The organism is uncultured Corynebacterium sp., assembly GCF_902489365.1.
In the GTDB taxonomy this organism is placed as follows: domain Bacteria; phylum Actinomycetota; class Actinomycetes; order Mycobacteriales; family Mycobacteriaceae; genus Corynebacterium.
Genome location: NZ_CABTZR010000018.1, coordinates 18,814 through 37,219, shown reverse-complemented (window position 1 = coordinate 37,219; position 18,406 = coordinate 18,814). Strand labels below are relative to the sequence as shown.

The 18,406-nt window shown below is 61.7% G+C and carries 15 protein-coding genes and 1 pseudogene; 3 read left to right on the top strand and 13 right to left on the bottom strand.

Annotation, left to right across the window (positions count from 1 at the left end; translation table 11 throughout):
* Positions 1-145, bottom strand: a pseudogene (locus RDN59_RS04510) (ribosome maturation factor RimM); the annotation flags it as partial.
* A 33-nt stretch (positions 146-178) separates the two neighbouring features.
* On the opposite strand from RDN59_RS04510, the gene RDN59_RS04505 reads away from it, so the two are divergent.
* Together RDN59_RS04505 and RDN59_RS04500 are read left to right on the top strand one after the other, a co-directional pair.
* A complete protein-coding gene (locus RDN59_RS04505; protein ID WP_308606806.1) occupies positions 179-577 on the top strand; it encodes a cupin domain-containing protein in 399 nt (132 codons plus the stop codon).
* A gap of 23 nt (positions 578-600) precedes the next feature.
* On the top strand, positions 601-1,266 hold the full coding sequence (locus RDN59_RS04500; RefSeq protein ID WP_308606805.1) for a TetR/AcrR family transcriptional regulator: 666 nt from the start codon (positions 601-603) through the stop codon (positions 1,264-1,266).
* Between the two features lie 58 nt (positions 1,267-1,324).
* Here RDN59_RS04500 and rpsP read toward each other — a convergent pair whose 3' ends face one another.
* Positions 1,325-1,843: a 30S ribosomal protein S16 gene (gene rpsP / locus RDN59_RS04495; protein ID WP_010190428.1), complete on the bottom strand. Its 519-nt coding sequence runs from the start codon at positions 1,841-1,843 to the stop codon at positions 1,325-1,327.
* A 292-nt stretch (positions 1,844-2,135) separates the two neighbouring features.
* Here rpsP and RDN59_RS04490 point away from each other — a divergent pair, with 292 nt between their 5' ends.
* A complete protein-coding gene (locus RDN59_RS04490) occupies positions 2,136-4,388 on the top strand; it encodes an acyltransferase family protein (RefSeq protein WP_308606804.1) in 2,253 nt (750 codons plus the stop codon).
* Between the two features lie 80 nt (positions 4,389-4,468).
* On the opposite strand, the gene ffh is transcribed toward RDN59_RS04490, so the two are convergent.
* The 11 genes from ffh to ftsY form a co-directional block, all read right to left on the bottom strand.
* Positions 4,469-6,064, bottom strand: a complete 1,596-nt coding sequence (gene ffh, locus RDN59_RS04485; protein WP_308606803.1) for a signal recognition particle protein — start codon at positions 6,062-6,064, stop codon at positions 4,469-4,471.
* A 49-nt stretch (positions 6,065-6,113) separates the two neighbouring features.
* The gene (locus RDN59_RS04480; protein ID WP_308606802.1) at positions 6,114-8,213 is read right to left on the bottom strand and encodes a [protein-PII] uridylyltransferase; all 2,100 of its coding nucleotides are present in this window, start codon (positions 8,211-8,213) and stop codon (positions 6,114-6,116) included.
* A 3-nt stretch (positions 8,214-8,216) separates the two neighbouring features.
* A complete protein-coding gene (locus RDN59_RS04475) occupies positions 8,217-8,555 on the bottom strand; it encodes a P-II family nitrogen regulator (protein ID WP_046648027.1) in 339 nt (112 codons plus the stop codon).
* A 3-nt stretch (positions 8,556-8,558) separates the two neighbouring features.
* Entirely contained in the window at positions 8,559-9,944 is a 1,386-nt protein-coding gene (locus tag RDN59_RS04470; RefSeq protein ID WP_308606801.1) for an ammonium transporter, read from the bottom strand.
* A 158-nt stretch (positions 9,945-10,102) separates the two neighbouring features.
* Positions 10,103-10,471, bottom strand: coding sequence for a Na+/H+ antiporter subunit G (locus RDN59_RS04465; RefSeq protein ID WP_308606800.1), 369 nt, complete (start codon positions 10,469-10,471; stop codon positions 10,103-10,105).
* Positions 10,472-10,475: 4 nt separating this feature from the next.
* Positions 10,476-10,766, bottom strand: coding sequence for a cation:proton antiporter (locus tag RDN59_RS04460; RefSeq protein ID WP_308606799.1), 291 nt, complete (start codon positions 10,764-10,766; stop codon positions 10,476-10,478).
* Positions 10,763-11,317 carry a monovalent cation/H+ antiporter subunit E gene (locus RDN59_RS04455; protein WP_308606798.1) on the bottom strand — a complete coding sequence of 185 codons (555 nt, stop codon included), beginning with the start codon at positions 11,315-11,317 and terminating at the stop codon, positions 10,763-10,765. Before RDN59_RS04455 ends, RDN59_RS04460 begins: the two co-directional genes overlap by 4 nt.
* Positions 11,318-12,859, bottom strand: coding sequence for a monovalent cation/H+ antiporter subunit D family protein (locus tag RDN59_RS04450; protein WP_308606797.1), 1,542 nt, complete (start codon positions 12,857-12,859; stop codon positions 11,318-11,320).
* Positions 12,860-13,297 (bottom strand): cation:proton antiporter subunit C, encoded by a 438-nt coding sequence (locus RDN59_RS04445; protein WP_010190439.1) that lies wholly within the window; start codon positions 13,295-13,297, stop codon positions 12,860-12,862. It abuts the gene before it with no gap.
* Positions 13,294-16,275: a DUF4040 family protein gene (locus RDN59_RS04440; RefSeq protein WP_308606796.1), complete on the bottom strand. Its 2,982-nt coding sequence runs from the start codon at positions 16,273-16,275 to the stop codon at positions 13,294-13,296. The genes RDN59_RS04445 and RDN59_RS04440 overlap by 4 nt, the downstream gene beginning before the upstream one ends.
* A gap of 188 nt (positions 16,276-16,463) precedes the next feature.
* Positions 16,464-18,338 carry a signal recognition particle-docking protein FtsY gene (gene ftsY / locus RDN59_RS04435; protein ID WP_308606795.1) on the bottom strand — a complete coding sequence of 625 codons (1,875 nt, stop codon included), beginning with the start codon at positions 18,336-18,338 and terminating at the stop codon, positions 16,464-16,466.
* Between the last annotated feature and the right edge of the window lie 68 nt (positions 18,339-18,406).

Genomic DNA, 18,406 nt, shown 5'->3' with positions numbered 1-18,406 from the left:
TGAGTTCGTGTTCCTTCTTGCCTTGTGTGCCGTGGAGAACCTCGCCGACGGCGAATCGAGTCTCGGGGGTGTCGGTGGTCACCTCGACGGAGACCTCGCCTTTAATGCCGTGGGATTTCACGACGCGACCAATGAGTAGTTCCATGCCTGCTAGCTTAACGGGCTACGCTGGGGCGGCATGACTGAGCTTCCCATCAATGATGCAACCACCTTTGGCGACGCCTCCCACAACAGTGTCGCCCTCACAACGCTGGATCTGCTCGATGAGGCCCCCGAGCCACACCCCACGCGGCCCAGACCAGCTGTTAAGCGGGTCCTCAGCGCCGATGGTGCGAACCTCATCCTCTTCTCCTTCCTGCCGGGACAAGATTTACCTGACCATAAAGCTGCACACCCCATCACTGTTCAGGTGTTGCAGGGAGCGGTGACCTTTAAGTGCGGTGAACACGAACACGTGCTTACCCCTGGGCGCATTGTCCATCTACCGGCGTACGTGCCGCATGCGGTGACATGTAGCGAGGAACCTGCACTCATGCTGCTCACCATGTTGACACCACACACTGGCGCGAATGTCTAGACTTTTAGTATTGTTCTTAGATTGTGAGTAATTCAAAGCCGTATCACCATGGAAATTTGCATGAAGAGATCCTCCGCGAGGCCATTACGCTAGGCCGAGAGGGCGGACCGGAGGCAGTAACGATTCGCGCCGCAACGCGCGCGGTCGGTGTCTCCCCCACCGCCGCGTACCGCCACTTCAAGGATCAAGCCGCGCTTCTCGACGCCGTCGCGGACGTCGCCACCCACGAACTCATCACCAAACTCAACGCTGCTTTCCAGGACACGGAGGGAAGCATTGTCGACAAGATGATGGCGGCTGGTTTTGCCTACTACCACTACGCCTTGGAGGAGCAGAACTTCTTCGAGTGCATGATGGCCACGAGCGGTTTTGATATTCCAGCTGGACTCGCGGCCGCGGCCGAGGGCCCCGGCGAGGACCCACGTGTGCAGGCCACATTCAATTTCTACGGCTACATGGAGCAGTATGCGCGCTCCATCGGACAGGAACCCAGTAGGCAACACATGATGCAGAATTGCCTGGCCAGCTGGTCTACTGTGCACGGATTCACCGTCTTGTGCCTCAGCGGGCATTTGAGGTCGCTACCGGAGGAAAAGGTGGAAACTATGGCGCAGTCAGTTATCGCCTCCGCTGTCCGCGGCTTGGACTTCGACAATCCTCTGGAAACGCGCCACCCCGGACGATCCTAAGCACTAAAAATCCCCGCTGACCTGTAGGTCGCGGGGATATTTCTGTTAGGCCAGCAGTTTACTCTGCGGACTCCTCAGCGGAGTCGGCTTCTTCAGCCTTAGCAGCCTCTTCCTCTGCCTTTGCAGCCTCAGCGGCAGCGGCCTCTTCAGCAGCCTTCTCAGCGGCGGCCTTAGCCTCAGCCTCTTCCTTGGCCTTGCGCTTCTTCTCGGTGATGGCCTCGATGGTCGGGCCGTTGTTGGCTTCAGCCAGAGCAGCGTTGAAGAGGTCCAGCTTGGACGGCTTCTCCTCAGCAACCTTCAGGGTGCCCTCTGCGCCCGGCAGACCCTTGAACTTCTGCCAGTCACCGGTCACCTTGAGCAGTGCGAGAACCGGCTCGGTCGGCTGCGCGCCGACCCCCAGCCAGTACTGAGCGCGCTCGGAATCGATCTGGATCAGGGACGGCTCCTGCTTCGGCTGGTAGATGCCGATGTTCTCGATAGCCTTGCCGGAGCGGCGGGTGCGCGCATCAGCGACGATGACGCGGTACTCAGCGTTGCGGATCTTACCCATACGCTGCAGCTTGATCTTAACGGCCATGATTGGCTCCTTTTCTAGTCACCGGGCAGTTCAGTCACGCGCCGCTTGGTGGCGCGCCGGTTCAACCCTTGGATTTATCCTGCGCGTGACGTGCCGGCCGTCCGTAGGCGGTACCGGCGTTACGCAGAAATGAAGTTATATGTTCTCCACGCTGGACGTGAACAACTTCGACAACTTTAGCGGAACTCCCACGAGATAGGAAATTCCCCTTAGCTCTTGCAGAGTTAGGCCTTACCCCGCGAAAGGGGTAGTCTGTAATGCGGTTATTTCGACGCCACACAATCCTCTTTTTATGAATAAACAAGCCCCCTCTACATTCCGCTACCGTTACGACCTTGACGGCCTCCGCGGCATCGCGATCGCTTTGGTTGTTCTGTACCACGTCTTCGTCGGACGTGTCTCCGGTGGCGTCGATGTTTTCCTGTTGCTCTCCGGGTACTTCTTCCTCGGGTCACAGCTGCGCTATGCCGCACGGCCGAACGCCTCGTTGAACCCGTGGTGGCCTATCTGGCGCACGATCCGCAGGCTTGTGCCTTCCCTCGTGCTCGTCATCGGCGTGAGCTATCTGCTCGTCCGACTATTCGCCCCGAAGCTCATGAACACGGAGCTCACCAAGCAGATCACGGCCACGGTCTTCTACTACCAGAACTGGGAATTAGCACGGCAGAACGCTGACTACGCCGCCGCTTCAGCAACAACGTCACCACTGCAGCACATGTGGTCCATGGCGGTCCAAGGCCAGTTCTACCTCATCGGCATCTTCTTTGCTCTCGGCCTAGCTGCATTCATGCGTCTGCGCCCGAAGAAGACGGGCCTTAAGGCGCAGCGCTTCCCCTCCGTAAACTCCATCGCCGGCCCGATTCTCCTCGTGGTCACCATCGCCTCTTTCGCGTATGCCTCCCGAGATGGACTCTTTGGCACCCCCGAGAACTATTACTCGACGTGGTCGCGTGCGTGGGAGCTGACTTTGGGCGCGGTGCTCGTTATCTATGGCTCGCACCTGCGCATGCCGCAGCGCTTGTCCAACCTCGCCACCGCCGTCGGTCTGGCCGCGCTCGCCTGCACAGGCTTGGTCATCTCCGATACCTTGGCGTTCCCAGGGCCGCTGTCCCTGTTGCCGATCGGCGGCGCGGTCCTCATCATCATCGGTTCCGGTGGGTCCTTTTCGCGAGTCCTGACGAGCCGGGTATCCCGCTGGCTCGGTGATATCGCCTACCCGCTCTACCTGTGGCATTGGCCTCTGCTCATCATTTCCATCGCTGCGCTCGGCCTTGAAACCCCTCCGTGGTGGCTCGGCGCTATCATCATCGTGGTGTCGCTGGGCTTGGCGGACGTGACGCATCGTTTCGTCGAGAAGCCCCTGCGCCAGCACCGCAAACGCCCGCTTGCCGACGACCTCCCTGTCCACCGCGGCCTCGCCGACCTCCGCACCCGCACCGGCGCTCTCCGCGGGGTCGGTGGCGTCGTCGTTGCGGCCTGCACCATTGCGCTCGTGGCCGTTCAGCCGCTGTGGCTGCGCAGCCTGCAGGAGGCGAACCGCGAAATCTTGGACCCGAAGCTCTACCCGGGAGCAACGACCTTCGTTGAGAACATCACCCCTCCCGAGAACGTGGAGATCAAGCCTGATCCGATTCTCGCGCGCGGCATCCAGCCACCGGTCGCCGATAATTGGTGCTTCATTCCGGAGCAGGAACCGACGGACTACTTCATCGAGACGCAGAAGGACGGCGTGACGCCGTGCATCTTTGGTGACGTTGACTCCGACGTTGAGGTCTATTTGGTGGGTGGCTCGCATGCGGAGCAGTTTTCTTCGGCGCTGGATTATCTGGGCCGCGAGATGGGCTTCAAGCTGGTTCCTCTTACCCGCGTGGGATGCCCCATCGAGCTGGGCGATGAACTGAGCGTGAAGCCCTCTTGCGCCGAATGGAGCAAGGAAGTGGTCAAGCGCATCATCGATGCGGACCCAGCGTTGGTCGTGTCCAATTCCACGCGGCCAGGACAGCCGTTCGGGCACGGTCCCGATGCCGTCCCGCCAGGTTACAAAGCCTTCTGGGACGAGCTGGCCAAGCACGATATCCCCTTCGTAGGTTTCCGCGACAACCCGTGGGGCTTCGATGAACACGGCAATGGCCGCCAGTTTGATGAGTGCTACGTGGCCACCAAGGATTCTCTCGGGTGTGGCATGCGTTTCGAGGAGGTCTACGCGCCATACGATCCCGGCGCTGAAGTCCTCTCGCAGTATGACAACATGCTCGCCGTGGACACCTCGAAGTGGTTCTGCAACGCCGACGGCGATTGCCCGGTCATCATCGGCAACATCATGGTCTATCGCGATATGCACCACTTCACCAAGGCCTTCGCGGACTCCGCCATCCCACTCATCCGTGAAGCAATCGCGCCGATCCTCAACGGCGAGCAGGTCAAACAGCAGCCCCCGCAAATTCCCGCCGATAGCCCCGTGATCCCCCAGTCCGCTGAGACGCCTCCGGCCACACCCGCGGAGCCCATCCCCTATCCTGCATATCCGGCAGATAAACCCATTTAAAACGACAAAGGCCAACGCTAAAAAAAGCGCCGGCCCTTTCTTTTAATGAAGAATGCTGCTGCATTCTTCGCACTCTTCAGTTATTTCTTCTTGCCCTGGCCAAAGTCCAGGTTGTTGAGGTCGATATTCTCCATGCCCTTCGGCATCTTGATATCACCTAGGCCGGGCATGCCGCCGCCCAACTGCTCTTGCATCTTTTGCAGCTCCTGCATCGACGGCATTCCACCCGGCATACCGCCGCCACCACGACGCTTCGGCGGCTTGCGCTTTCCGTTCTTGCCCTTGCGGCCCTTCGGCTTCTTCTTCGTGGCGGAGCGCCCACCGCCCATGCCTGGCATGCCGAAACGGCCGGCCATCTGCGACATCATCTTCTTGGCTTCGGTGAAACGCTCGATGAGCTGGTTGACATCGGAGACAGCCACACCAGAGCCCAGAGCAATACGCTTGCGGCGCGAGGCGTTGAGAATCTTCGGGTTCTCACGCTCCTCCGGTGTCATACCGCGGATGATGGCCTGGATGCGGTCAAGCTGCTTTTCATCGACCATGTCGGCGATCTGGTTCATCTTGTTGCCGCCCGGCATCATCTTGAGCAGGTTGCCCATCGGGCCCAGGTTGCGCACCATGAGCATCATGTCCAAGAAGTCGTTGAGCGTCATCTCGCCCGAGCCCATCTTCAAGGCGGCTTCCTCCGCCTTGGACTGATCGAGCTTGGACTCCGCCTGCTCAATGAGAGTCAGCAGGTCACCCATGCCCAAGATGCGCGAAGACATGCGCTCCGGGTGGAAGACGTCAAAATCATCGAGCTTCTCGCCGGTGGAGGCGAACATGATGGGCTTGCCCGTGACCTCACGAATGGACAGTGCCGCACCACCGCGGGCGTCACCGTCCAGCTTGGTCAGGACGACACCGGTGAAGTCCACGCCATCGCGGAAGGCCTCGGCGGTCTGCACGGCGTCTTGACCGATCATGGAGTCAATGACGAAGAGCACTTCGTCCGGATTGACGGCATCGCGGATGTTGCGCGCCTGCGTCATCAGGGTCTCATCGATGCCGAGGCGACCGGCAGTATCGATGATCACGATATCGTGCTGCGTACGCTTGGCCTCTTCGATGCCGCGCTTGGCGACGTCCACCGGATCCCCATGCGAGGTTCCCATCTCATGCTCGTGGGAATCCAGGGAGGTGCCAGGATCCGGAGCGTAGACGTCTACCCCGGCGCGCTCGCCGACGATTTGGAGCTGCTGCACCGCGCCCGGGCGCTGGAGGTCACAGGCCACCAGCATCGGGGTATGCCCCTTGGAGGCAAGGTGCTTGGACAGCTTGCCCGCCAAGGTGGTCTTACCAGCACCCTGGAGGCCAGCGAGCATGATGACCGTCGGCGGGTTTTTCGCCAGGTTGAGGCGGCGGGTTTCGCCGCCGAGAATCTCGATGAGCTCCTCGTTGACGATTTTGACTACCTGCTGCGCAGGGTTAAGAGCCTCGGAGACCTCGGCACCGGCCGCACGCTCCTTGATGCGCTTGATAAAGCCGCGCACGACGTTGAGAGAGACGTCCGCCTCCAACAACGCAAGGCGGATTTCGCGCGCTGTGGCGTTGATGTCCGCCTCGGTCAGCTTGCCCTTGCCGCGCAGGCCGGACAGGGCTGATTGCAAGCGGTCAGACAAAGACTCAAACACGGTGCAGTGCTCCCTCAACTATCGTGGATAAATTTATAACTTCCCCAGCTTAGCCGTTGACCAGTGCTTGGGTCACATTCCGGACGAGGGCCGCACGGGGGACGTCGCCTAGCGGCACGGCGTGGAGCACCATGGTGGCGCCCGGCGTGGCGGTGGATAACCACTCGCACTCGGGAAGCAGCGCCAGCACGTGGCCTAAGGTCCCCGGGTAGTCATCGACTCTGATCTCGAAGACTCCCCTGCTCCACATCGCGGTGGCGGGACCCGGCACAAAATCGGGCAGCACGGTATAAGTTCCAGATTTATAGGACTGAACGAGGCGCTCCTCCACCGTGGCGAGATCGATAACACCGTGCAGAGCGCGGATGTCGAATTCGCCGGCGTATCCGTCCTCGGTGCGCACAAGGCGCGAGGAAAGAATGTTCCAGCCCAGCGCGGCAATCAGAGCCAGCGGGCGCACGGCTTCCCTTTGGTAGTTGCCACGCCACAGGACGGTAAAACTGTCATCCTCTGGGTTGTGGCGCAGGCCGATGTCGCGGTCGGCGGCAACCAGAGGACGAACTGGGCGAAGTGCTTCCAGTTGTGCGAAAGCGCGCCCGCTGACCGCTTCGATGCCCTGCTCTAGCCTGCGGTTCCACACACCGGGTCCGGTGGATTCGGCATCTGTGCGGGCGAGCACGACGAGGAGCGCTAGGGTCAGGTAGTCATAGCGCACGGCCTCGAGGAGCTCGTCACGGGCTTCATCGGATAAAGGGTCCGTGCGGGAGACGATGCGGGCCAAGGTAGTGTGCTCAGCGACCACGGTTTGTACGCGGGAGCGGTCCGCTAAGTCGAGTCCCAACTTGGCTGCGGCTCGCGCCACCATCTCCGCCCCCACCATCTCGTGCGGGCGCCCATAGCCTTTGCCGATATCGTGATAGAGCCCCACCAGGAGCAACAAATCGGGCCGCGCCACGGAGGTGCGAGCTTCTGCACAGCGCGCGACGGTAAGGATGGAGTGGTAGTCCACGGTGTGAGCGTGCGTGCGCTCGCGCGGCAACAACCCCCGGATGTGCTCCCACTCTGGGACGAGCCGCTCCCACAAGCCGTGAGCGTCCATCTCCTGGATGAGGCGCGGAGTGTTGAGCGGCGAAGACAACAGGCTAAAGAAGGCATCCGTCGCGGCGGCAGGCCAGCGTTCGGGCAGTTCCGGCAACTCGCGCAGTTGCTCCCAGACATGGGAGGGCACGGTTCTACCCGAGCGCGCCGCAGCGGCAGCCACGCGCAGGAGCAGCCACGGCTCGTCGAGATCGGCGGTGCGAGCGAGGCGGATCTCGCCCCCGGCATCAACCACCCCGATGTCGAGGGGCTTGCGGGTACGGTTGTGGCTACGTCTGGCCACCACGCCCCGAGCCGTCGCCAGCGCCCTCTCCACGGCCTTATCTACTGCCGCGGCAGCCGTGACTACGGCTGCGGAGAGGTCATAGCGGTCGGCAAAGCCCAACTCGTGAGCTATCTCCTCAGCGAATTCAGGATCGAGGACGTCGCGGTGCCGGCGGGCGGTGACGTGAAGGAGCGTGCGGACGTCGAGAAGCAGGGCCTGCTCCTCCTCGAGCGCTGGGGCGTCGGCGAGGTTTCCCAGGGCGAGGGCCCGCAGGAATTGGATGTCGCGCAGGCCGCCCCGCCCATTCTTGATATCCGGGTGGGTCATCGTGGCCAGGGTGCCGGACCGGCGCCAACGCGTGATTGCTAGGTCGACAAAGGCGTCGAAGTTGCTCTGCAACAGGCGGCGCCACGAGGCATAGACCTGGGCGCGGGTGGAGTCCACAAGCTGCTTGTCGCCGGCAACGAAAGCCAGATCCAGCTGCGCGAAGCCAGCGGCGGGATCAGATCCGGCGATGGCGCCGAACTCGCGCGGGGTGCGCACGGCGTAGTCAAGCCGGTATTTGGCGTCCCAGATGGGGTACCAGATTTTGGAGACGACGTCCTCGGGAAGCTCGGTGTCATCTGGGTGGAGGAGAATCAGGTCGAGATCCGAAAAAGGGGTCATCGCCCGCCGGGCAAAGGAACCCGTGGCGGCAAGCGCACAGCCGGACGGAAGCTGCAGGGACTGCGTGAGGCGCAGCGCCGAAGCGTAGGCGTCCTCACGCAGTTGGGCGGCCGTAGACACCTTTTAGAGAGCGGCCTCGCCGCGTTCACCGGTGCGTACGCGGATGACGTCCTCGACGTGCGTGATCCAAATCTTGCCGTCACCGATCTTGCCGGTGTAGGCGGCGTCGACGATAGCGGAGAGGATGTCCTCCACCTGCTCGTCGGCCGTCACCACCTCAAGCTTGACCTTGGGTACGAAATCGGTGGCGTACTCGGCGCCGCGGTAGACCTCGCTGTGGCCGCGCTGCTGGCCAAAACCTTGGGTCTCGGTCACGGTCAGGCCGTGCACGTCGTGCTGTTCGAGGGCTTCACGGATGTCCGGCAGCGTGAATGGTTTGACGATGGCAGTGATGAGCTTCATCTGTTACTCCTTAGCTCCGGCGGTGTCGACCCGCGGCTGGACGGTAGGTGCAGGGTTAATCCTAGCGTCGTGGGTGTGGCGACGGTGAGACGCCACGGGCTCACGGAAGTCATAGGCCGACTCGCGGTGCTCGTTCAGGTCGATACCTTGGTCTTCATCATCGGCCCTCCACCCCATGGTGGCGCGGATGAGGAGGGCCACCGCCAGAGTAACGGCAGCGGAGAACAGCATTGCGACGATAGCGATGACCACCTGGACGACGAGCAGCTTGAAGCCTTCCGAGAGGTGACCGGTGAGGATGCCGTTATCCGTGGCGAAGAAGGCCAACCCGATGGTTCCCCACAGACCAGCGCACAGGTGGACGCCAACGACATCCAGGGAATCATCAAAGCCCCAGCGGTACTTCAGACTGATGCACAGGCAGGCGATAATCCCGCCGAGGAAGCCGAGGGCAATGGAGCCAAGCGGGCTGAGCGCTCCTGCTGCCGGGGTGATGGCGACAAGACCTGCAATCGCGCCGGATGCAGCGCCCAGAGATGTCGCGGCGTGGTCCCGGATGCGTTCCACCAGCATCCAGCCGAGCATCGCCGCGGCCGCCGCAACAGTGGTGTTGAGCCATGCCAAGCCTGCAAGACCGTCCGCGGCGAAGGCGGAACCGCCGTTAAAGCCGAACCAGCCGAACCAAAGGAGCGCAGCGCCCAACATCACCATCGGAAGGTTATGGGGCCTATCAATGTGCTTCGGAAAGCCCGCGCGCGGGCCCACGACGATGGCCAGCACCAGGGCAGCCGCACCGGCGGAAATGTGCACGACGGTACCGCCCGCGAAGTCGATGGGAGCGATGAGGGCCTCACCGTCTGAAACACCGAAGAGCCAGGCTGCGAGGGAACGCGGGGCATGGGAGAGCACTCCCCCGCCCCACACCATGTGGGCGAGCGGAAAGTAGGCGAAGGTGACCCACACGCCCGCAAAGGTGAGCCACGCAGAAAACTTCACGCGGCCGGCGAGGGCACCGGAGATGATGGCTGTCGAAATAATGGCGAAAGTCGTTTGAAAGCCGATGTCGATGATGTTGGGGTATCCAGCACTACCGGCAATGTACTCGGCGGAGGGCCCAGTGACTTGGCCGCGCAGCCCCCAGGCTTCAAACGGGTTGCCCACGATGCCCGCCAGCGAGCTTCCCGCATAGGACATGGACCACCCCCACAGAACGTAGAGCACTGGGACGAGCGCTAGCGCGCCGAAGGACATCATCATCATGTTGAGGACGTGACGGTTGCCCGCCATTCCGCCGTAGAACAACGCCAATCCGGGGGTCATGAGCAGCACCAAGGATGCGCTGATGAGCATCCATGCTGCGTCGCCGGAAGAAAATGCTTCAGGGGTCATACGTCAACTAACCTCTTTTCGATAGCTTGATAGGTAACGAAACTCAATATACCTATTACTCTATAGAATTAGGAAGGAAAGTGAGTTACAGATCACACTCGGGATCTAAAAAGCGGCGAGGGAAGCGCTCTCCTCGCCGCTTGTCTCAGCACGCGCCCCTAGAGCTCGTCCTCGGAAGCCTTCACCGTTTGCTCACGCTCGCGCATACGCTTGGCATACTTCACGTCGGTGACGGTCACACCGTAGATGGAGCGCCCCATGTAGAAGGAGCCCACCGAGGCGATGATCCACACGCCGAAACACGCAATCATGACCTTGATCAGCGACCACAGCGAAAACCCGTTCTCAGAAAAATCCACGACTACCTTCGCCAGAAGTAGCAGCGGGACAGCCAAGCCGACCGTCGGCCCCAGCAGGTTAACGCGGGTCAGTGCATCAGGCGCGCGCCACAAGGCGATGGCAGTCGCGATGACCAAAATCGTGGCCACAACCAACAGAATCGAAGCGATAATCTCCGCGATAGTCATGGTCTTACCTCCTGCCCTTCGAGATAATACGGGCCATCGACAATGTCGGCAGCACGCCGGCCGCAATAGCCGCGAGCATGGCGATGTCATAGACGATGGACGCGTGATTAGTCATGGCCCACGCAATGTACATGCACAACATGCCGTAGAAGACCATGTCACTCATCACGGTACGGGTGAGCTCGTCGCGGGAGCGCAGCGCCAACACTAGGGCCGCGCACACCGACGCGCCGATCAGGAAAATGCAGACAAAAACTACCCACTGAAAGGCGCTCATCGAGGAAAAATCAATCATTTCTTATCATCCTTTCGGGCATCTTTGTTCTGCGCGACCTGGCGTAGGGGCCACACGGAATACTTCTCCACATCGTGAGCGGCCAGCGGGGTATCGTCCGCCTTCGCGATGTCAGGTGCTCGCATATGACGGCCCAGCGTATCGAGCGTGTACTCGTAGAAGGTCGGGGCTAGTTCCTCCGTCGGGCCCTGGCCAGGCACGCCATAGTCAATGCCTTTCACCCGTGGCGCGAGGCGCTCCTCCATGTCCGCGAGGTCCGCCATAACACTGGCCGGGTCATCCCCCATCACGGCTTGGACCAGCACGATGCGCGGAAGACCTTCTGCCACCGGCTCGCGCAAGCCCAGCGACAGGGTGCCCGGCGTTGCTGTAATGGACGAGGTGAACCAGAAGATTTCCCACGCGCTCGTCACGCGCAAGGGATATCGCAGCACCACGGGGCGGTAATTGTTCTGCGGCTTGAAGGATTCCGCGGCCAGTGAAAAGCCCGCGACGAAGATTTCCTTGATCAGCCACAACGCGTAGCCAACGGCGTGCAACGCAGTCTTCATTTAACGGCCCTCCTGAAGGGAGTCGATGTCGGGTAGGGCTACGGGATCGTCGCCAAGCACTGCGTGTGCGTAGGCCTCCGTATTCAACAAGTCTGCAGAAGCTTCCATGGTGACGCTAATAACCGGCCCGGAGAGGATGAACATGGTCAGCGAACCCAGGATGAGCGCCGCCGAGGGCGCCATCAACTTCTTACGAATCACCAGCTCATCGGGCACTTTTTCCTTGGGCAGATCCTTGCCCCAGAAGACGCGACGCCACACGCGCAGCATGGCCAGGAACGCCGCGAAGGAGGCGATGATAATCACCGCGATGACGGTCCATGCCCATCCCCCGCCGGTGCGGGCGACCTCCGCGACGATGAGAACCTTTCCCCACATGCCGGAGAAGGGCGGGAAACCCACGACAGAGAAGGCACCGGCGGCGAAGATCCACGCGATGATGGGGTCACGGCGCGCGAGGCCGGAAAGCTTATTGAGCCTGCCCGTGCCGTAGGTCTCCTCAATGGCACCGGAGGCCAGGATGAGGGAGCCCACCGTGAGCATGTGGTGAATGGTGTACAGGATTCCGGCAGCCAGCGCGCGCTGCGCATCGTGGGTCGTAAATGCCATCATCACCAGGATGAAGGGCATACCGTTGAGCATCTGGTAGCCCAGCACGCGGCGGATGGAGTTCTCGGCCAAACCGCCGAAGGAGCCCACCGCCATGGAGATGATCATGATGACGATGATGAGCGTTCCCCAGCGCTGGTCCATATCGAACAGCTGCACCCACAGGCGGTAGAGCATGTACACCGCGACCTTGGTGTGCAAGCCCGAGAAGAGGCCCATGACCGCAGCCGACGTACCCGGGTAGGTACGCGGCAGCCACGACTGCACGGGGAACACGCCGGCCTTCGCGGCGATGGCGATAACGATGATGCCGGAGGCCACCGTCACCGGGCCATTGCCGGCGGCAGCACCCGTCAGCGCCGCCAAGTTGACCACGCCCGTAACCGAATAGATATAGCCCACGCCGACCACAAGCAGCGTGGAGGCGAACAAGTTGACCAGCACGAAGGCGCGGCCGGCGGCCAAGCGCGACCACGTACCGGACATCGTGATGAGGCCATAGGAGGGCAGCAGCATGACCTCGATGAACACGAAGAAGTTAAAGAGATCAGCGGTGAGCAGGGCGCCGCATACGCCGGTGATCAGGATAAGCGTCAGCGATGGGTAGTAACGAGACTTGGTCTCACCGCCCACGATGGCAAACCAGTTGGCGCCGAAGGCCACGATCATCGTCGTGATGAGCATCAGCGCCGAGAACGTATCGGCGGCGAAGGCAATACCCGCGTTGCCCAGGTAGTTACCCACGCTGTGCGCCACCACACCGTTACTCATGGTGTAGAGCAACAGCGCAAAGGAGGCGAAGATACCCACGCCCGGAACGATGAGCATGATGGCATCGCGCACGCGGTGCCACGGCGCGAGGAGCGCCAGCGCCGCCGATACGAGGGGAACCGCCGGGAAGAGCGGGAGGAGGGCGCTTACGGTGTCATACATCTAGTTGTCCTCCTCTTGTTCGAGTTCTTTCAAACGATCCATCTTGTTGGCCGAGCGCTCCAGAATCTCCCGGTTCTGGGTGTCTCGTCCCAGCGTGGAGAAAGCGTGGTCAATGGTGTTGTCATCCACCGGCTCAACGACGTCCGTGTCGTCGTTCGCGCCCATCGCCGCCATGGTCAGCAGGATGGTCGAGGTAGCCATGGAAATCACCACGGCGGTCAGCACAAAGGCCTGCGGCAGCGGGTCCGCCATCTGGTCCATGCCCACCTGCGATGGAAAGGACTCTCCGCGGTAGGAGTACACGCCGGTGGCCAAGAGCATGAGGTTGGCACCGTGGCCGAAAGCCATCATGCCCAGCACGATGTGCACGAGGCCGCGCTGCTGGATGAGGTATACGGCGCTGCCGATGAGCAATGCAATGGTCAGTGCGAGGATCATGAGTTCTTCTCCTCTTTAGCCGAAATTCGGTGGGACGAGGACGCACGGTGGCGCGCCTCGGAGTCATTGAGCAACGCCGTTGGGTCCGAAGACGGGTTGATGGACTCGGGGTACGGGTCGTCGACATCCTCCATGACCACGCGCGGGGTGTTCGGCAGCGCGGAATCATCGTCATGAACCCATGGCAAGTAGTCCCGCTCGGTGCCCGGGCGCAGGTAGCCGCCCAAAGCATTGATGGCCATGGTGAGCATGCCCAGCACCGCGAGGTAGATGCCCAGGTCGAAGATGAGCGACGTCGTCCAGTGCTGCCCCAGGGCGTGGCCATGGATGGCAGTGAGAAAACCACCGGAGCTATGCGACGTCGGGATGTAGCCGATGAAGCCTGCCACCAGCGCCACGATGATGCCCACGCCGGTGAGGTGAATCGGGGTCATGCGGCCAAAGACAATCTCATCGGTACCACGCGAGAGGTAGGTCAAGCCGATGGCCGCACCCATGATGAGCGCCGCTGGGAAGCCGCCGCCGGAAGCCTGGTGTCCACGGTAGAAGACGATGAAGGACATGACCACCAGGATCGGGATGGCCACGGCAATACCCTTGCGCAGCGGCACCGAGTTGAGCTGCGACTGGCCGAATGGAGCCGGGCGTGTGCCGGAGGTGAACGGGAAGCGCGGCAGCGTCGAGGTGACCGCTGCGATAACCACGGCGGCCATGCCCAGCACCGACAGCTCGCCCAGGGTATCGAGTGCACGGAACTCCACGATGATGGTGGCCACCACGTTGTCGCCACCCGTGATATCCGGGGCGTTGTTGAGGTACCACATGGCCAGGTCCGAGCGCTCGTGACGCCCCATCAGCGCCCACACGCCCAGGAATGCGGTGAGCCCAGCGAGCACGGCCACCACGATGGAGCCCACCTTGCGGTTGGTGTTCTGTACTGGGTGGAATTTCTCCGGCAGATAGCGCAGGACCATCATCATGACGATGACGGACAGCGCCTCCACCGTGAACTGAGTCAAGGCAACGTCCGGTGCACCCAGCAGGAACATCTGCAAAGTCACGCCGGTTCCCGCGGTACCAATCATGACTGCGCCTGTGAGGCGGTTGCGTGTACGCACCAAACCAAACATGGACAGCGCCACGATGCCCAGCGGCAGCAGGTCCCACGGATTATCAAGGCCGTCCACGCGCGGGTTGAGAGCCACACCATCGACGCCCGTGGACACCAGAGTGGAGCCCGCCAGGATGATGACTAGGAGGATGATCGGCAGGATCAGCTTCGACGGGTTGTGGGTATCGGACATGCGGCCAACGAAACGGCCGAAGGCTGCGCACACATCCTGAATCCACTTCAAGATTTGGTTACCGGTACGCGGTAGGAGCTGGCGCTCCTCCATCGCCGTCCACAGTGGACCGCGGAAGAACAACGCGATGATACCTACGATCAGCACCACCACAGAAATAAGCAGCGGGACGTTCAGGCCGTGCCACAGCGCGAGGTGGGAATGGCCCTCCATGCCGATGGCCGCCACGATGCTATCGAGCGGCTTATCAAGCGCTCCCATGACGAAGATAATTGGCACCGACATCACACCGGGCAGCGCCGCGGGCAGCCACAACCGCACCGGCGCTTCATGGACATGCGACATGTTGCGCGGGCCATCGAAGAAGGCACCGAAGACAATCTTGGCGGAGTAGGTAAACGTGAAGAACGCACCCACGCCGGCGACGATGAGCAGCAGCACCTGGCCTGTTGAACCGATGGGAGCATCTTCGAAGGCAGTGAGCATTCCTTCCTTCGACACGAAACCGAAGAGCGGCGGGACCGCAGCCATGGAGGCAGCGCCGATGAGCATGGAGCCAAAGGTCCACGGCATCTTGTTCCACAACACGCCGAGGCGGCGGATGTCACGTGAACCAGCTTCATGGTCAATCACGCCGATGAGCATGAAGATGGAGGACTTAAACAGCGCGTGTGCCAGCGTGTGCACGAGGGCCGCCGCGATGGCGAAGGGCGTGCCGACGCCGATGGTGGCCACAATCCACCCCAGGTGGGACACGGTAGAGTAGGCGGTCAGCTTCTTCAAGTCCGTCTTCTGCACGGCAAAGACCGCGGACATGACGGCGGTGCCCATGCCGACCACGATGAGCAGCCAGTTCCACGCGGCGACGTCGTGGAAGATGGTGGAGAAACGAATCAACAGGTACACGCCGGCCTTGACCACGGCCGCCGCGTGCAGGAAGGCCGAGACCGGCGTGGCAGCCGCCATGGCCTCCGGCAACCAGAAGTGGAAGGGGAACTGCGCGGACTTGGTGAATGCCGATACTGCAATGAGCACGGCTACCCCGGCGGTCAGGCCCGGGCGCTCGGCCCATACGTCGGAGGCCAAGATGCCCTCAAGGTTCGTCGTCCCCGCGGCCGTTGCGGCAATCGCCACGCCCGACAACAAGGTGAGGCCGCCAACGAAGGTGAGGATCAACGTACGCTGCGAACCAGCCTCACCTGACTTTCCGCTGCGTGCAATGAGCATGAACGACGCCAGCGATACCAGCTCCCAAGCCAGGAAGAGCACCACGACGTCGTTAGCCAGCACGAGCAGGAGAATCGACAGCGTAAATGCGGTCATCAGCACATAAAAGCTGACGTTGCCTTTCCCCTTGGGCAGGTAGGCCGCAGAGTAGGTGAACACCACCGCGCCGATGACGAGAGCCAACATCGCAAAGAAAACGCCCAACGCATCGCCGCGGAAGGCGAGGTTAACGTCGACGCCAGGCGCAATGACGTCACGCACCCACGTCACGGAATAGGACAGTTCTTCGCCACGGGCCAGTGCCGGAAATTCTTTAGCCAACAGTGCCGCGGCGATAATAAAAATGCCGGCTAGCGGGTAGCCGGCTGCGCGATCAGCAACCTTGACGGCTACCGGTGCTAGCGCCACTGCGACAGCTGCGAGGAGGACGACATACAAGAGTGTCACGAAAGAGTAGCCTCACGAACCGTTGTTAGGGCTGAAAACTCAGCCTCACATAGACAGGACTGTCCTAGACTACCATTGTGACCTCCCCCAAAGCACATCTTTAATGGGACGAAGATGACGAAAGCGCCTCACATAGGAGGCGCTGCGTCTCGAAAGAACTTAGGTCTAGCCCAGCGATCTATAAGGACTTACTTCTCCCCCAGCAAGGCATCAACAAATCCTTCAACCTCAAACGGCGCAAGGTCGTCTGCGCCTTCGCCGAGGCCCACGAGCTTGACCGGCACGCCGAGTTCTTCCTGAACCTGGAAAACGATGCCGCCCTTGGCGGTGCCATCCAGCTTCGTGAGGACAACGCCGGTGATATCAACAACATCGCGGAAGATACGGGCCTGGGTCAAGCCGTTCTGCCCCACCGTCGCATCCAGTACAAGCAGGACCTCATCAACCTCGGTCTTCTTCTCCACCACGCGCTTGACCTTGCCCAACTGGTCCATGAGGTCCACGGAGGTGTGCAAACGACCAGCGGTGTCAACGAGAACGACGTCGACGCCCTGGTCGACGCCAGCAGCCACGGCATCAAAGGCCACGGAGGCCGGGTCCGCGCCTTCCTTGCCGCGCACGGTGGTAGCGCCCACGCGGCGGCCCCAGGTCTCCAGCTGGTCCGCGGCCGCTGCACGGAAAGTATCCGCCGCGCCGAGCAAGACGTTGTGACCCATCGACACGAGCACGCGGGCCAGCTTGCCGGTCGTGGTGGTCTTGCCGGTGCCGTTGACGCCGACAACCATGATGACGGCTGGCTTGCCATCGTTCGGCATGGCCTTGATGGAGCGGTCCATCTCCGGGTGGCCTACCTCGATGAGGGCTTCGCGCAGCATGGCGCGGGCTTCGGCCTCGGAACTGACTCCGCGCTCCGCAATCTTGTCACGCAGGGAGTCGGTAACTTGCATCGTGGACTTCGTACCCAAATCCGCCATGATGAGGGTGTCTTCGATTTCCTCCCAGGCATCATCATCCAGGTCACCAGCGGAGAGAATGCCCATGAGGCCTTGGCCGATAGCATTCTGTGAGCGCGACAGACGCCCGCGCAGCTTGCCCAAGCGGCCGGCAGCCGGCGCAATATCCTCCTGCGGCTGAGATGTCGGGGCCTCGACGACTTCGGCGTCCTCGGAAACCTCTAGCTCCTCGGGCTCAGCCTCGAGCGCCGCGCTTGCCGACGCCGCCTGTGCCTCCGCCGCCGCGGCGGCCTCCTCTGCTTCGGCTTCCTCTGGCTCAGTCTCCTCTGACTCGGCCTGTGCTTCTGTCTCAGGCCGTGCTTCTACCTCTGCTGCTGTCTCTTTTTCGGCCTCAGACTGGACGGAAGGCTCCTCCTCTACCTTCGGGGCTTCAACTACCGGTTCCGGTTCTGCAGTCTCCGGTGCGGTGGCCGGGACAGCTTCCTCCGTGTCCTTCTCATCCTTCTCAACGGCAGCGGCGCCGGAAGCACCAGCACCAGCGGCGGCAGCGCCCACCGCTCCTGCAGCGGCTACGCCGGCGGAAGAATCCTTCTCTTCTTCCTCCTTTGCCGGTTCCTCCTTTGCCGGCTCCTTCTGCGCAGCCGGTTCCGGCGCGCTCACCGGCTTCGCGTCTGCGACGGGTCCCGGTTTCGGCTCTGCCTGAGGCTTGGGCTCTGCCTGAGGCTTCGGTTCTGCCGTAGGCTTCGCTGCCTTCGGGGTCTCCTCTTCTCTCTTGAGCTGAGCATTCGCCAGCTCAGTGGCATCACGCTGCTCAGACTTCTGCTCCGCTTGCGGCTGAACCTTGGGCTCGGCCGACATGGGCTCCTCGCCCTTAGCTGCCGGCACAGGCTCCTTGGTAGCGCCGCCGCCAGCCGGGGCAAAATTAAAACCAGACTTGGCTTGGTAGTTGCCGGACTTCTGCTGCTGGGTCAGCTCCTTCGGCTCCTCCACGGGCTTTTCAAAAGAAACCTTCTTTGACTCACCGCGCTTCTTGCCCAAGACAACGAACAAGACCACGAGCAGAATCAGGACGATGACTGCTATCGCAATCCACATAAAAGTAGTATTCATGCCCTCCATAGTGCCAGGGTTGTCCACGCCCGGCACGATGAGGAGTCCGAAAAGCCTCGGACTGGTGC